The following is a 13,312-nucleotide window of genomic DNA, read 5'->3' on the forward strand; positions in this document are numbered from 1 at the left end:
TTATTTTTCAGCTTTGATATCTGTTCCAAGCCGTTGCATGTAAGCAATGAGCGCAATAATTTCCTTGTTGGCACTGGCCTTGATGCCGCTTTGTTTCAGCCTGCCCTGAATTTCCAGCGCTTGTTTATGCAGGTTAGCATTGGCTTCATTCTCAAATCCTTTCGCATAAGGAACGCCCAATGTCTGCATAGCCTCGATTTTCGCTTTGGTAGTACTGGTGTCCAGGTCATCTTCCAGCAACCAGCCGTATCTTGGCATAATAGAGCCCGGCGACATGCTGGTAGGGTCTTCCATGTGGTTGTAATGCCACGAATCCGGATATTTTCCGCCAATACGGTGCAAATCGGGGCCGGTACGTTTGGAGCCCCATTGATGCGGGTGATCGTAAACAAACTCGCCTGATTTGGAATATTCCCCAAAGCGCTCGATCTCGGAACGGAATGGGCGGATCATCTGGGTATGGCACACATAGCAACCCTCCCGAACGTAAATGTCCCTTCCCTGCAATTCCAGCGGTGTATAAGGCATCACACTGGCAATAGTAGGTACATTGGATTTGATCAAAAATGTAGGGATCATCTCAATCATACCACCGATCGCTACTGCTATCAGTGAGAAAATGGTAAGAGCCAGCGGCTTGCGTTCCAGAATGCGACGGTGCCAGTATTCGCTTTTCGGAGCGTTCCAGATCGCATTGAGCGGCATTGCTTTGGCAGTTTCAGTTTTCACCAGATTGCCTTTCAATGCGGTCATCCAGAGGTTATAGATCATGGCAATGAAGCCAATGATATATAAGGTGCCGCCAACGCTGCGCAGAAAATAAAGAGGCGCAAGCTGGGTAACTGTTTCAAGGAAGTTGGGGTATTTCAAAAGACCTTCGGCAGTGAATTCTTTCCACATCGAACTTTGTACCCAGCCAGCCCAATACATTGGGACAGTATAAAAAATGATCCCTAAAGTGCCGATCCAGAAGTGGAAATTGGCGGCCTTTTGAGAGTATAATGGTCGATTGTACAGTCGGGGGAACAACCAGTAAAGAATACCGAAAGTCAGGAAACCATTCCAGCCGAGCGCTCCTACGTGTACGTGTGCAACGATCCAGTCGGTGTAATGGGCAATGGCGTTGACGTTTTTCAAAGAAAGCATCGGGCCTTCGAAAGTGGCCATGCCGTATGCCGTGATGGCTACTACCATGAATTTCAGCACTACATCTTCGCGCACTTTGTCCCAGGCACCGCGTAAGGTCATTAACCCGTTCATCATCCCACCCCACGATGGAGCGATGAGCATAATCGAGAAAACGGTTCCCAGCGTCTGTGCCCATTCAGGGAGCGCGGTATAAAGCAAATGGTGCGGTCCGGCCCAGATATACAGAAAGATCAGCGCCCAGAAGTGGACGATCGATAACCGGTAGGAATAGATCGGTCTGTTGGCCGCTTTGGGTAAAAAGTAGTACATCAAACCCAGGTAAGGCGTTGTCAGAAAAAATGCGACCGCATTGTGCCCGTACCACCATTGCACGAGCGCATCCTGCACACCTGCATACACGGAGTAACTTTTGAACAATGAAATCGGCAGTGCAATACTGTTCACCACATGCAGCATGGCGACGGTGACGAAGGACGCCAGATAGAACCATATAGCCGCATAAATATGCTCGACGCGACGGTTAATGGTCGTCATAACCAGGTTGACCAATGCAGAAACCCACACGATCGCAATCGCAATGTCGAATGGCCATTCCAGCTCGGCGTACTCTTTGGAAGTAGTGATACCCATCGGTAGGGAAATGGCTGCGCCGACAATGATCGCCTGCCACGCCCAGAAGTGAAACCTGGTCAAAACAGGGCTCCACATCGGCGTTCTTAAAACACGCGGTGCGGAGTAGTACAAGCCGGTGAAAAAACCATTTCCAACAAAAGCGAAGATGACCGCATTCGTATGAAGCGGCCGTATGCGGCTGAATGTCAGGAAAGGGAGATCCATATTGAGGTTCGGGAAAACCAGCTGGAATGCTGCGAGCAGACCAACCAGCATACCGATCAGCCCGAACAGGATCGTCGCAATCGCGAAATCCCGGACGATCCGATTGTCATATTGAAACTCGTCCAGCTCAACGGTTGCGAGGTCGGGATGGGGAATGTTTGACATAATTTTAAAGGAAATTGAATGGTAAATGTTGTTCAGGTAAGCGGTATCAAGAGTGGGTATCTTCGGGTGTGTCGTCCAGTAGGATGCGAACGGAGGGCGTGTAGTCGTCGTCGTAATGTCCTTTTTTGACCGACCAGATGAAGGCTCCCAGAAATCCCAGGGCGACTGTCAGGCTGGCAATGATTAAGAGGTATAGCGCACTCATGGCAGAAAGATTTACTTGGATTAATGGGTCAAAACTACCGGCAAGGCCCTCCCGGAACGATGACCAACAGCGGTGCTTTTTTATGACATTGATCAGTTTTTGATCCGGCTTCTGGCTGCTATGTTGCTTGAAAGGGTGGTGAAGGCCACAATGGTAATCGAACTCAGCGGCATCAGGATCGCGGCCATAACCGGCGACAATGCGCCCGTTACCGCAAACGACAGCCCGGCAACATTGTAGAGCAGCGAAATGGCAAAACTCTGTTTAATGATCCGCTGGCCCGCTTTCGCCAAACTAATGTAAGCGGGAAGCAGCGCGAGCCGACTGCCTTCGAGAATGGCGTCGCAGGAGGGGGAAAAGTTGTTGATGTCGTCGGAAACGGCAAGTCCGACATGGCTTTGCCGCAACGCCCCGGCATCGTTCAGCCCGTCACCGACCATGAGTACATGGTGTCCCCGGGCCTGTAATTGTTTGACAAATTCGAGTTTTTGCTGAGGCTTTTGCTCAAAAAGAAGGGTCGCTTCTTTACCAAAAAGACCTGATAAGAACACTTTGTCGGTAGGTTTGTCACCAGATAGCAGGCAGGTTTGGATACCCGCGTTGTGAAGCGCTGATATCGTGTCGGCCAGTTCAGGGCGGTACCTGCTTGTCATGCTGAAATAGCCCGCAGTTTCTCCGTCCACCGACACGAATACCTTTGAAGAAATGTTGCCATGCAACGCGCTGCCGTCGGTGCCTACCCAACTTGCGGACCCTAATTTGACATGTTTTTTACCCCAAATCGCTTGCATTCCGTGGCCGCCGGTTTCAGCGAAATCGGTCAATGTGCGGCGACTGGCCGTAATGTGCGATAAATGACTGACTATCATGCGGCTCAACGGGTGCGATGATTGCATAGCCAGCGTTTTGATCATGACCTGCTCTTCCTGCGTCAATGCCTTGCCAATGAATTCAACATCAGCCTCGTTAGGTAGGGTAATTGTCCCGGTTTTGTCAAAAACCACCGTATCAATGTGAGAAAGCCGCTCTATGGTGTGGGCGTTTTTGGGATACAGACGGTTCTTGCCAAACAGGCTCAGGAGGTTTCCGTTCGTAAATGTCGAGGAGAGTAGCAATGCGCACGGGCAGGCTACGAGCAGGGTAGTAGCGAAGGAGAGAAAGGCTGTTTCGTGATTTTTAAGTATAAAAAACCAAACTAAAAAAGCGGCCACTGCAATCGCCAGCACTGCTAATGAAAAGTACTTATTGATCCGGGCGGCCAATGTCTGATCCTGGTTTTCCTTTTCTTTGGTAAATGCCTCATTGTTCCAAAGTTGTGTCAGATAGCTTTGGGACACCTTGCGTAACACTTCCAGTTCAATGGAAACGCCCTTTTGCTTCCCTCCCGCATAAATCGTATCACCTTGTTTTCGCTCGATCGGTTCGGCTTCCCCGGAAACAAAACTGTAATCGATGAGCGCGCGCGAACTTTTGAGCACAGCATCAGCGGGGATCAGCTCCTCATTTCGAACAAGCATTAGATCACCCTCATTCAGTTCAGTAATGGGTTTCCGCGCCTCTGTACCATTGTTGAAAACAGACACTGCGATCGGAAAATAGGATTTATAATCACGGTCAAAGGAAATACCAGCGTAGGTTTTGTCTTGAAAATACCGTCCGATCAGCATAAAAAACACGGCTCCCGCGAAGGAATCAAAATATCCCGGGCCCGTTTGAGTGATGAGCTGATAAAGACTGATCAGGAAAACACTGAGCAATGCCAGCGCGATGGGGGCGTCGATATTGAGGTACCGGCCCTTCAATGCGGACCAGGCAGATTTGAAAAAGTCGGCGGCGCAATATAACAAGACGGGCAGGCTTAACCCCAAATTCAGCAACCCAAAAAGCAACCGGAGATGCTGATCGCTCACACTTTGGCCTAAATGAAAATATTCCGGAAAGCTCAGCATCATAATGTTGCCAAACGCAAAACCAGCGATACCGATCTTGTATAAACGCGTCCGGTTCCACTTGCCCACGTGCTTGCCGTCCAGATCGTTGAGGCTCAGATAAGGCTCATAACCGATACGGGTCAGCAGCGAAGCCAGCTCGCTAAGGCTAATGTGCTGCGCTTCAAATGTTATCCTGACTTTTTTCTCCGGAAAATTAACAACAGAGCTTCTGAGCGCCGGATTTAATTTGTACAAATGTTCGAGCAACCATATGCATGAGCTGCAATGCATTTTGGGAAAGTACCAGTTGACGGCAGTCAGTTGCCCGTCTGTGAACTCGATCATTTTACCGATTACTTCGGGTAAGTCCAGGTAGTCATATTTTCCTTTGAAGAACGAAGTGTCAGGCGAAATCCCCTGTGCGCCGTCGATGGTGTAGTAGCGGCATAAGTCGTTGTCTTTCAGTATGTCATATACCAGGAGGCAGCCATCGCAGCAAAAATCATGGTCGTCGGAATGGATCACTTCGTCCTTGCATTCCTCACCGCAATGGTAGCAGGCGTGACGGGTTTCAATGTATGGTTGGAATATCGGGTCTACCGGCATGAGCATCGAATGTTGAATGCATCAAAATTGCCAGAATAGCCGGAGGGGAAAGATGACCTGAGCGGTTTGGAAAAATGACTTTGGTCAGGAAATGGGGTTTAAGATAGCAACGCAGGCTTCAAAAAAACTTGATCAATTCAAAAGTACCTGAGCAGGAATACCGAGTTTTTCATGAAAAAGCTTCGCTAGTTTCAATGTTAGTGGTTTTTTTCTATTTAGCAAAGCAGAAACATAACTTTTGCTGCCTACCCATTCAACCAAATCTTTGCTCTTCAACCCTTTCTCGTCCATCTTAAGTTTGATGGCTTCTATCGGATCCGGTGTAGGGATTTGATAGTGCACATCTTCATAAGCCTTGATCAGAAGCAGGGCAATTTGTAAGTTATTGCCTTCTTTACTTTCGGGATGTGGCTTTTTATCGAACTGATCATCAACCCATTCGAGCATCAATTCGTATTCAGCGTCATTTTTAATCAGTTTCAATTCCATCAGATTTGAGATTTAAATTTTACTGTTTTAACATCGATTTTATCATATTCAGAATGTGTACCAAACCATTTGATCTGGATCACTTTGTACTCAAAAGCCATTCTCACAACCAGCCGGTAATGATTCCCCATAATATTAAAAACAACCCGGTCATCACCCACCAAACTAGCCTTCGGATACACCGATTTTAAATCCTGAAAACTTCCGAATTCTTCATTAATCATTTCCTCGTACCATTCTCTGAGTGCATTGGATGCTTGTGGGTAAAGTGCGCAATAGGCTAATAAAGTCTTCCTGGCGATAATATTAAACATAGTAAAGTTTACTATTAGTGAACAAAATTATAGATTATTTTCGTCTTTCCAAACATTTAGACTCAACATCCTTCAATCGGTCACATTAATTTTAATAATCGCGCAAAAAAAACTTGGTAAGTCTCCAAGACTTGCCAAGTTTCGTACCAAAATTTAAGCGCGCTTCGACCGCATGGCCTTTACTATTTCCAGTTTTTCATCATCAGAAAATTTTCCCCTGCCCTGGCCGGACTGTCATCGGCAACCTGTATAAATGCGTCATGGTAGTTTGTGGTATGCACTTTCATTTTTCCAGCTGTTGATTGAATGCTCATTTTCTTAGAATATTTTTGATTCGTAAAAATCCAATAATGATACTAATAATGTGCGTTATACCCATCCAAATAATAAGGCCTGGCATCACCCAGCAAATTCTTTCCCAATTTACCCGGCCCGAAATAAATACAAAAATCTCCGGAATGGATCGCAAAGCATCAGCGGCACAAGCCTTAAAATTGACATTGAAACAACTTTGAAACTAACCCTACTATTATTATATCTGTTTTGCCAGATCAGCATATTTAGGGAAATGTTGCGGTTGCAGAAACCGTTGGAAAACTTAACTTTGATCAATTAAAAAAACCAAATTATGAAAACGACGTTCGCACTTTTATTACTGATGATTTCAGCGCCACTTTGGGCGCAGCTGCCGGCCGCAGATGAGATCAAAACTTCCAAAGGTCCGCTGAAAATTCAGCCGCTCAATCACGCTACCCTGGCACTGACATGGAGCGGCAAAACAATTTATGCCGATCCTTATGGCGGCGCCAAAACATTCGCTGGCATCGCCACACCCGATCTGATCGTGATCACCGATATCCACGGCGACCATTTTGATCCATCAACCCTGGATGTACTGGATTTGACCAAAACGATTATCGTTGCTCCACAGGCCGTTATTGATAAAATGTCGGACCAGTTGAAAGCAAAAACGGTGGCAGTTGCTAATGGCCAGACGATCAGTAAACTCGACATTTCGATCACTGCCATTCCGATGTACAATCTCCCCGAAGCTGCGGATGCCAAGCACACAAAGGGCCGAGGTAATGGTTATGTGCTGAAATTTGGCGACAAAACGCTTTATATCAGCGGCGATACAGCAGGAATTCCCGAAATGCGCGCCCTGAAAAACATCGATGTGGCATTTGTCTGCATGAATTTGCCTTACACGATGGACGTCCCTGAGGCCGCTTCTTCCGTTCTGGATTTCAAACCCAAAATCATTTATCCTTACCATTACCGCGGTGCAAACGGATTCAGCGACACCGAAGCATTCAAAAAATTGGTTAATGAAGGAAACAAATCCATTGACGTTCGGTTGCGGGATTGGTATACAATTAAATAGGGTTAACCAACGAACCCAAACACTTTCAGAATCAATAGCAAATCGGGCACGGATCATAAAGGTCTGTGCCCGATTTGCTATAACTGACGTTAAAATGGTGTCAAGCCGGAAACGTAATCGAAATGAGAATCACAGGAGAAATTTGGGTTGTAGGGGAGCACCACTTTTACAAAATGGCTATGGCTCCACAATCCTCCTAAACCGAAAATCACATTTGTCAGCTCCATTCGCTATGGTTCCGGTGCGGATCAGGTCGAGGCCGGCCAGACCGGAGGTGACTTTGTCTACTTCGCAGAGTATTGCGGCGTATTTTTCGTAGTGATGTTTTTTGAAAAGTTTGCAGATGCCGCATTCGATAATGTCAACACCGTACCCGAATCCGTAGGTTTCGTTTTTATCGGTAATAATATTGGCGATGAAGCCGTCAGGATTGGCGTTTTGGCTTACCCTTTTGCTAAATACCTTCAATAGTAACCCTGCAACGCGTGTACCGATCAATTTGGGCGGAAGCTTTTTTAGAAATTGCTGAAATTTGTTTTTCGGTTTCACGTAATCGATCACTATTTCGAGGCATATTTCCCTGATCTTCTCAAAGTTCTCACCGAGCTCATCCAGCGTTTGTACCAACGCTAAAAAGTATGCGCTAAAATCAAGTCGCCTGTCGATCGGATTTTTAGAAGTAGCGGCAAACCGGGTGTCTTTTGAAATATGGCTGAAATGATTCTCCATTTCCGCGACCAATTGATCAGAGTTCTCTGGAAAATGCTTCCTGATCGCTTGCAAGAAATACTTTTTAAAGTTGTCCATCCCGCGGGCCTGGTTGGTAGTGAGTGTGCAATGATTAAATTACACCAATATTTGCATGGTTAACTAGAAGTTTTTATTTCAAAAAACCTAATGGTGCCTCTTTCCTTCCTGTTATTTTTGTCCTAATGTTTTACTCATTGGTCCAGATGGGCGGGTTGTCGCTAAAATCCTGGTTTGGAAGAATTGAAAGTGAAATTGAGCGAGATGAAAAAGTAGGCAACAGATTTAATCCGGACGATCTCACTGTTTCCCCAAATACCCATTATCGCCCAACCAATCAGCCATTCTCTGTGGCCATGACTTAATGCTCTGCCACTGCGAGCGGTTTCCCATGTTGAATCCGTGGTCGCCTTTGGTGTAAAGGTGCGCCTCGACAGGGCGTTTGGCCTCGCGGTATTTAACGAGTAGACTTGCGGTGGTCACACCGCAGCAAGGGTCATCGTTGGCGGCGAGCAGGAATGCGGGCGGTGCGTCTGCTGGGACAGTTTCGGGTATTCCGAGTGGACCGGGATATACGAGCATTTGAAAATCGGGCTTACCGTCGAGGCGATCGATTGGGTCTTTGGCTGCAGGATCGCCTTTGCCGGAAGCATAGGCTACCGCCGCTACTACCTCGCCGCCAGCGGAAAAGCCCAGCATACCTACTTTATTTGGATCTATACCGTACTCTTTTGCGCGGCTCCTCACTTGTCGCATGGCCCGTAATGCATCCTCACGAGGCGCCTTTTCCAATGAATAGGGTGAGCCCTCCTCCCGTGGAAGACGGTATTTCAAGACAAAAACAGTAATACCCAATTTAGCCAGATATTCAGCCGGTTCGGTGCCTTCCGCATTGTAAACCAGCAACCGGAATCCGCCACCCGGGCAAACCACAACCGCCGTGCCATTGGCTTTTCCGGCAGGAGGAAGCACTACCTCCAATGATGGACTATTAATATTTTTGACCCAGTAATCCTTAGCCTGCTCAGGTTCAGTACGCCGGTTTTCAAAGCCCGGAACGCCATTTTCCCAAAGCGGAAATACTTTTTTTGTGTCCTGGGCAAAATTGAATGTGGGTACTAATACAAATGTGAGGAGTGTGACAAATGCTGTGCAGTCAATTCGGATATTCCGGGATATCATGAGTTCTCGTAGTTTAATTCTGTGCAATCGGGTGGTTATTACTTTGAGACAAAAGCTGAAAGTCGGAAGAGTTTACCCTTGATTCCGGTACTGCAGGGGAATTTCAACTTATATATGGTAGATCACTTCACGATACCACATTTTTTGAGAAATCGCGAAATCCTACGCCTTCTGCACCATTAGTCCTGATACTCACATAAGCCGGACGACGTACTGCTTTCCCGTTTGCCGGATGGCGACAGGGATGCATTGGGGTATAGTGGGCCAGGTGCTTCACTGCGTTCCATAAAATTATTAATAACTATTTTTTTGGAGTGACTTTATATTAAAATTATCCATTCTAGGCATTTTTAAATAAAATAAATTATTAAGTTTATCAGGTGAAAAATATCAAAACTTACATCGGGTTACTGGTCGTGGCAGCCGTCTGCGTGGCTTCCGTTTCAAAACCGGAGCAGCCGCTGTTCCGAAGCATAACCGATAGCAAGGCCATTCAAATGGAGGCGAGAAAGCAGGGGCCGGATTCCAGCAGGTTTACTTATCAAACCCTCATCTCAGGATTCGACGAGCCTATGGAAATGGCTATTTTGCCAAACTATGATATGGTGGTGGCTGAGCGAAAAGGTGCGGTGCGGTATTTTAACAATACTACCAAAGAGCTGTCCACCATTGCGCAATTCAATGTATTTAGCGGCATTGAGGATGGTTTGCTGGGTGTCGCTGCTGACCCTGATTTTAAGAATAATCACTGGATTTACTTTTACTATGGCATAGCAGGTGACCGGCACGTGAGCCAATTGACAAGGTTTGAATTGCGTGGACAAAATCTGGATCAATCCTCCAAAAAAGTATTGCTGGAAGTGCCTACACAGCGAAAATATTGCTGCCACTCAGCAGGTTACCTGACTTTCGATAGCGACGGATTGTTGTATTTGTCAATTGGCGACAATACCAATGCCGAAGAAATAGAAGGTCACAATCCAACCGATGAAAGGCCAGGGCACGAGCTGGCAGACGACCAGGGTGCGACGGCAAATAGTAATGATTTCAGAGGTAAAATATTGAGGATCAAACCTACGGCGGACGGCGAGTATAGCATTCCGGAAGGTAATTTATTTCCCAAAGACGGCTCGATAGGCAAGCCTGAGATATACGCGATGGGTTTGAGAAATCCATTCAGGATATCAGTGGACCCAAAAACTAAATATGTGTACTGGGGCGATGTGGGGCCAGATACTGAAATTCCCGCCAGCGAAGGAAAGTTGAGTTATGACGAGATCAACCAGGCAAGAAAACCGGGGTTTTTCGGGTATCCCTATTTTTTGGGCGATAATGAGGTATTTCCGGATTATAATTTTGAAACAAAAAAAGAAGGGCCGGGTAAAGATCCGAAACGTCCGATCAATGACTCGCCTAATAATACCGGCGTAAAAGAGCTGCCACCCGCGCAGCCTGCATTCATCTGGTATGGTAAAGTTCCCTCTAAAAAGTGGCCGCTGGTGGGCAAAGGAGGAGCAAGTGCAATGGCCGGGCCGGTGTATTACAGTGATTTATATCCCAATTCTCCGTACAAATTGCCGGACTACTACAACGGCAAACTGTTCATTTTTGAATGGATCAGGAAGTGGATCATGGCCGTGACGCTGGATAGCAATGGTAACTATGTAAGTATGGAGCCGTTTTTGCCGCAATTGAAAGTGGTAGCGCCGATGGATATGCAGATCGCGCCGGACGGAGCGGTGTATTTGCTGGCTTATGGTACCAACTGGTTTGCACGAAATACCGATTCAGGTATCATCAGGGTTGAATATTCGGAGGGAAACCGTAATCCTGTGGCTTCTTTGAAAACAGGAAAGACCATTGGCGCAGCACCCTTTACCGTAACATTATCCGCAAAAGGTTCCAAAGATTATGACCCGGGGGACAAGCTTACTTATGAATGGAAAATCGGTGAGAAAAGGCTGAGCGGAGAGGAGCTAAAACATACATTTACCGAAGCCGGAATCTACAATGTCGTGCTCACAGTGTCCGACCAGAATGGTGGGAAAGGTACTGCTACGGCTGAAATCAAAGTTGGAAATACGCCTCCTGACGTTGCAATCGCCACAAAGGCAAACCGCAGCTTTTATTGGGACAACACCACATTGGATTACCAGGTAAAAGTTACAGATCAGGAAGATGGTAAAATTGACCCCGAAAATGTGAAGGTCAGCTTCAATTATCTGCCATTTGGGAAAGACCTGGCTGGCGCGCTGACGTCTGCCGGTGAAAGCGATCTGCGATTTGCCGGTACCCAAAAACTTTACGCAACATTGGATTGCAAAGCCTGCCATACCATGGAAACCAAGTCTATCGGGCCGGCGTTGAAGGAAATCTCGAAAAGATATACCGGTAAGGAGGGTGCAGAAGCCACATTGTCCCGTAAAATCATTACCGGAGGCAGCGGAAGCTGGGGTACTTATCCAATGCCGCCACATGCCGACCTGCCGGAAAAGGATGCCAAAGATATTGCTGCATACATTTTATCATTGGCACAAAAACAGAGCAAAACGCCGCTCGCCAGCACCATTAAACTGATCGACCACGAGGGCAAGGGTAACGAAGGCGCCTACGTACTACTCGCCGCGTATACGGATAAGGGTGCAAACGGCATTGAACCATTAAAATCCAGCAGCCACGTTGTTTTGAAAAACCCATTGATTCAGCTGGAAGACTACCAGGAAGGAAATGTGGGCGTGGTGATCGCGACTCAGAACACTGGTTTCATTTCCTACATTGCCAACATTACCAATGGCAAATACGCCCGATTCAATGCGCTAGATCTCACGCACATCAAAGGCATACGTATGCGTGTGCAGGAGGAAGGCGTGGGCGGGACGATCGAGTTACGGCAGGGTGCGAAAGATGGTCCGTTATTGGGTAAAGTTGATGTTCCGGGAGGTCAGGTGAAGGATCCTAAAACGGATTGGAAAGATGTTTTGCTTAAAATAAATCCGGTATCCGGCACGCACGACCTGTATTTTGTTTTTAAAAATCCGGTTGCGAAAGGCGCATTGTTTCACGTCGATCACATGTATTTTGAAAAATAGCCTAACCCTGAATATTTACTTTGAATGCAAAAATACATTGACCAGTACCGTGGCGGACTGCTGAATGACGTGATACCGTTTTGGATGAAAAACTCACGTGATTACCAGCCAGGGGGTTATTTTACTTGCCTGGATCAATACGGAAACGTGTTGGATACCCAATATGGTTGGGATCCTAAGCACGGAGGTACTTTCTATTTTATGGATGTAAAAGGTAACCGGCCGCAACAGCTGGAACACGCGGGAATCTATCCGTGAAAAATCGCTATTAAGCATCTGATATGGCACAAATCCCGATTTCTTCCGCACAGACCACCGCCATACCCCAGCGGCAGGGCAATGTGTCTGCATTGGCGACACTTGCCGTTTTGTACTTCATGATGGGGCTCATTACCTGCCTGAATGACACACTTGTCCCGTTTTTTAAGAGCAGTTTTAACCTGACCTACACGCAGTCCGCGCTGGTGCAGTTTTACTTCTTTTTCACCTACGGCATTATGTCGATTCCGGCGGGATGGCTGGTCGAAAAGTTAGGTTTCAAGCATGGAATGGTCGCTGGCTTTCTGGTGGCGGCATTGGGTACTTTCCTTTTCTTTCCCGCCTCGATCATGCATCAGTACTATCTTTTTCTGGCGGCATTGTTCATTCTGGCCATTGGAATTGTGCTTTTGCAGGTGGCTGCGAACCCATACATTACGGTGCTCGGCCCGTCGTCGAGCGCGTCTTCCCGGTTCACGCTGATACAGGGTGTTGGCTCGCTGGGTACCACTGCCGCGCCGCTGCTCGGGTCATGGCTGATCCTGGGGCCGGAAGGTCAGGTTCAGCGGTCAAGCGATTCCTTGCGGATTCCGTATTTGTGCATTACCGGGCTGCTGATCGTCATTGCCATCGTCGTTAATCGCTTGAAATTGCCTGTAATCAACATGCATTCTGAAAATAACGGTCGAAGCGAAACCAATATTTTGAACTTCCGAAACCTGAAATTCGGGGTCATTGCACTGTTTTGCTATGTAGGTGCCGAAGTTTCAATAGGATCATTTTTAACAAATTACATTGCCGACAAAATGGTGGTCAGTGAAAATGCAGCCAACAGTTTTGTTGCTTTTTATTGGGGCGGAATGCTGATGGGCAGGTTTTTAGGCGCGGGACTTTTGAGGGTAATGCGGCCGCCGGTAGTACTGTCGGTATGCGCGGCAGCTTCGGTTTTGCTGATC

General features: G+C 47.1%; 12 protein-coding genes. 4 read left to right on the forward strand and 8 right to left on the reverse strand.

The window, feature by feature from the left end:
- From ccoN to ABIO93_RS03200, 6 genes are all read right to left on the reverse strand, one after another.
- A complete protein-coding gene (ccoN, locus tag ABIO93_RS03175) occupies positions 1-2,151 on the reverse strand; it encodes a cytochrome-c oxidase, cbb3-type subunit I (protein WP_348064356.1) in 2,151 nt (716 codons plus the stop codon).
- A 46-nt stretch (positions 2,152-2,197) separates the two neighbouring features.
- Positions 2,198-2,356, reverse strand: a complete 159-nt coding sequence (ccoS, locus tag ABIO93_RS03180) for a cbb3-type cytochrome oxidase assembly protein CcoS (RefSeq protein ID WP_348064358.1) — start codon at positions 2,354-2,356, stop codon at positions 2,198-2,200.
- A gap of 92 nt (positions 2,357-2,448) precedes the next feature.
- Entirely contained in the window at positions 2,449-4,893 is a 2,445-nt protein-coding gene (locus ABIO93_RS03185) for a heavy metal translocating P-type ATPase metal-binding domain-containing protein (RefSeq protein ID WP_348064360.1), read from the reverse strand.
- 132 nt (positions 4,894-5,025) lie between these two features.
- On the reverse strand, positions 5,026-5,382 hold the full coding sequence (locus ABIO93_RS03190; RefSeq protein WP_348064362.1) for a transcriptional regulator: 357 nt from the start codon (positions 5,380-5,382) through the stop codon (positions 5,026-5,028).
- Positions 5,382-5,696 (reverse strand): type II toxin-antitoxin system HigB family toxin, encoded by a 315-nt coding sequence (locus tag ABIO93_RS03195; protein WP_348064364.1) that lies wholly within the window; start codon positions 5,694-5,696, stop codon positions 5,382-5,384. The genes ABIO93_RS03190 and ABIO93_RS03195 overlap by 1 nt, the downstream gene beginning before the upstream one ends.
- A 182-nt stretch (positions 5,697-5,878) precedes the next feature.
- On the reverse strand, positions 5,879-6,010 hold the full coding sequence (locus ABIO93_RS03200; RefSeq protein WP_348064366.1) for a hypothetical protein: 132 nt from the start codon (positions 6,008-6,010) through the stop codon (positions 5,879-5,881).
- A gap of 314 nt (positions 6,011-6,324) precedes the next feature.
- Between ABIO93_RS03200 and ABIO93_RS03205 the strand changes: the two genes are divergently transcribed.
- Positions 6,325-7,080 carry an MBL fold metallo-hydrolase gene (locus ABIO93_RS03205; protein WP_348064368.1) on the forward strand — a complete coding sequence of 252 codons (756 nt, stop codon included), beginning with the start codon at positions 6,325-6,327 and terminating at the stop codon, positions 7,078-7,080.
- 177 nt (positions 7,081-7,257) lie between these two features.
- Here ABIO93_RS03205 and ABIO93_RS03210 read toward each other — a convergent pair whose 3' ends face one another.
- Together ABIO93_RS03210 and ABIO93_RS03215 are read right to left on the reverse strand one after the other, a co-directional pair.
- Positions 7,258-7,887: an L-2-amino-thiazoline-4-carboxylic acid hydrolase gene (locus tag ABIO93_RS03210; RefSeq protein WP_348064370.1), complete on the reverse strand. Its 630-nt coding sequence runs from the start codon at positions 7,885-7,887 to the stop codon at positions 7,258-7,260.
- A gap of 240 nt (positions 7,888-8,127) precedes the next feature.
- Entirely contained in the window at positions 8,128-9,009 is an 882-nt protein-coding gene (locus ABIO93_RS03215; RefSeq protein WP_348064372.1) for an alpha/beta hydrolase, read from the reverse strand.
- A 380-nt stretch (positions 9,010-9,389) separates the two neighbouring features.
- Between ABIO93_RS03215 and ABIO93_RS03220 the strand changes: the two genes are divergently transcribed.
- From ABIO93_RS03220 to ABIO93_RS03230, 3 genes are all read left to right on the forward strand, one after another.
- Complete coding sequence (locus ABIO93_RS03220; protein WP_348064374.1) at positions 9,390-12,098, forward strand: PQQ-dependent sugar dehydrogenase; 2,709 nt, start codon at positions 9,390-9,392, stop codon at positions 12,096-12,098.
- A 24-nt stretch (positions 12,099-12,122) separates the two neighbouring features.
- Positions 12,123-12,356, forward strand: a complete 234-nt coding sequence (locus tag ABIO93_RS03225; protein WP_348064376.1) for a hypothetical protein — start codon at positions 12,123-12,125, stop codon at positions 12,354-12,356.
- Positions 12,357-12,379: 23 nt separating this feature from the next.
- Positions 12,380-13,312: MFS transporter (locus tag ABIO93_RS03230; protein WP_348064378.1), on the forward strand; the 933-nt coding region annotated here is incomplete at its 3' end.

The sequence above is a fragment of the Dyadobacter sp. genome, assembly GCF_039919315.1.
Lineage (GTDB): Bacteria > Bacteroidota > Bacteroidia > Cytophagales > Spirosomataceae > Dyadobacter.

What these genes read in the sequence shown, in the direction of transcription:
- ccoN (WP_348064356.1), bottom strand. Translation starts at nt 2,151, where the DNA reads ATGTCAAACATTCCCCATCCCGACCTCGCAACCGTTGAGCTGGACGAG.
- ccoS (WP_348064358.1), bottom strand. Translation starts at nt 2,356, where the DNA reads ATGAGTGCGCTATACCTCTTAATCATTGCCAGCCTGACAGTCGCCCTG.
- ABIO93_RS03185 (WP_348064360.1), bottom strand. Translation starts at nt 4,893, where the DNA reads ATGCCGGTAGACCCGATATTCCAACCATACATTGAAACCCGTCACGCC.
- ABIO93_RS03190 (WP_348064362.1), bottom strand. Translation starts at nt 5,382, where the DNA reads ATGGAATTGAAACTGATTAAAAATGACGCTGAATACGAATTGATGCTC.
- ABIO93_RS03195 (WP_348064364.1), bottom strand. Translation starts at nt 5,696, where the DNA reads ATGTTTAATATTATCGCCAGGAAGACTTTATTAGCCTATTGCGCACTT.
- ABIO93_RS03200 (WP_348064366.1), bottom strand. Translation starts at nt 6,010, where the DNA reads ATGAGCATTCAATCAACAGCTGGAAAAATGAAAGTGCATACCACAAAC.
- ABIO93_RS03205 (WP_348064368.1), top strand. Translation starts at nt 6,325, where the DNA reads ATGAAAACGACGTTCGCACTTTTATTACTGATGATTTCAGCGCCACTT.
- ABIO93_RS03210 (WP_348064370.1), bottom strand. Translation starts at nt 7,887, where the DNA reads ATGGACAACTTTAAAAAGTATTTCTTGCAAGCGATCAGGAAGCATTTT.
- ABIO93_RS03215 (WP_348064372.1), bottom strand. Translation starts at nt 9,009, where the DNA reads ATGATATCCCGGAATATCCGAATTGACTGCACAGCATTTGTCACACTC.
- ABIO93_RS03225 (WP_348064376.1), top strand. Translation starts at nt 12,123, where the DNA reads ATGCAAAAATACATTGACCAGTACCGTGGCGGACTGCTGAATGACGTG.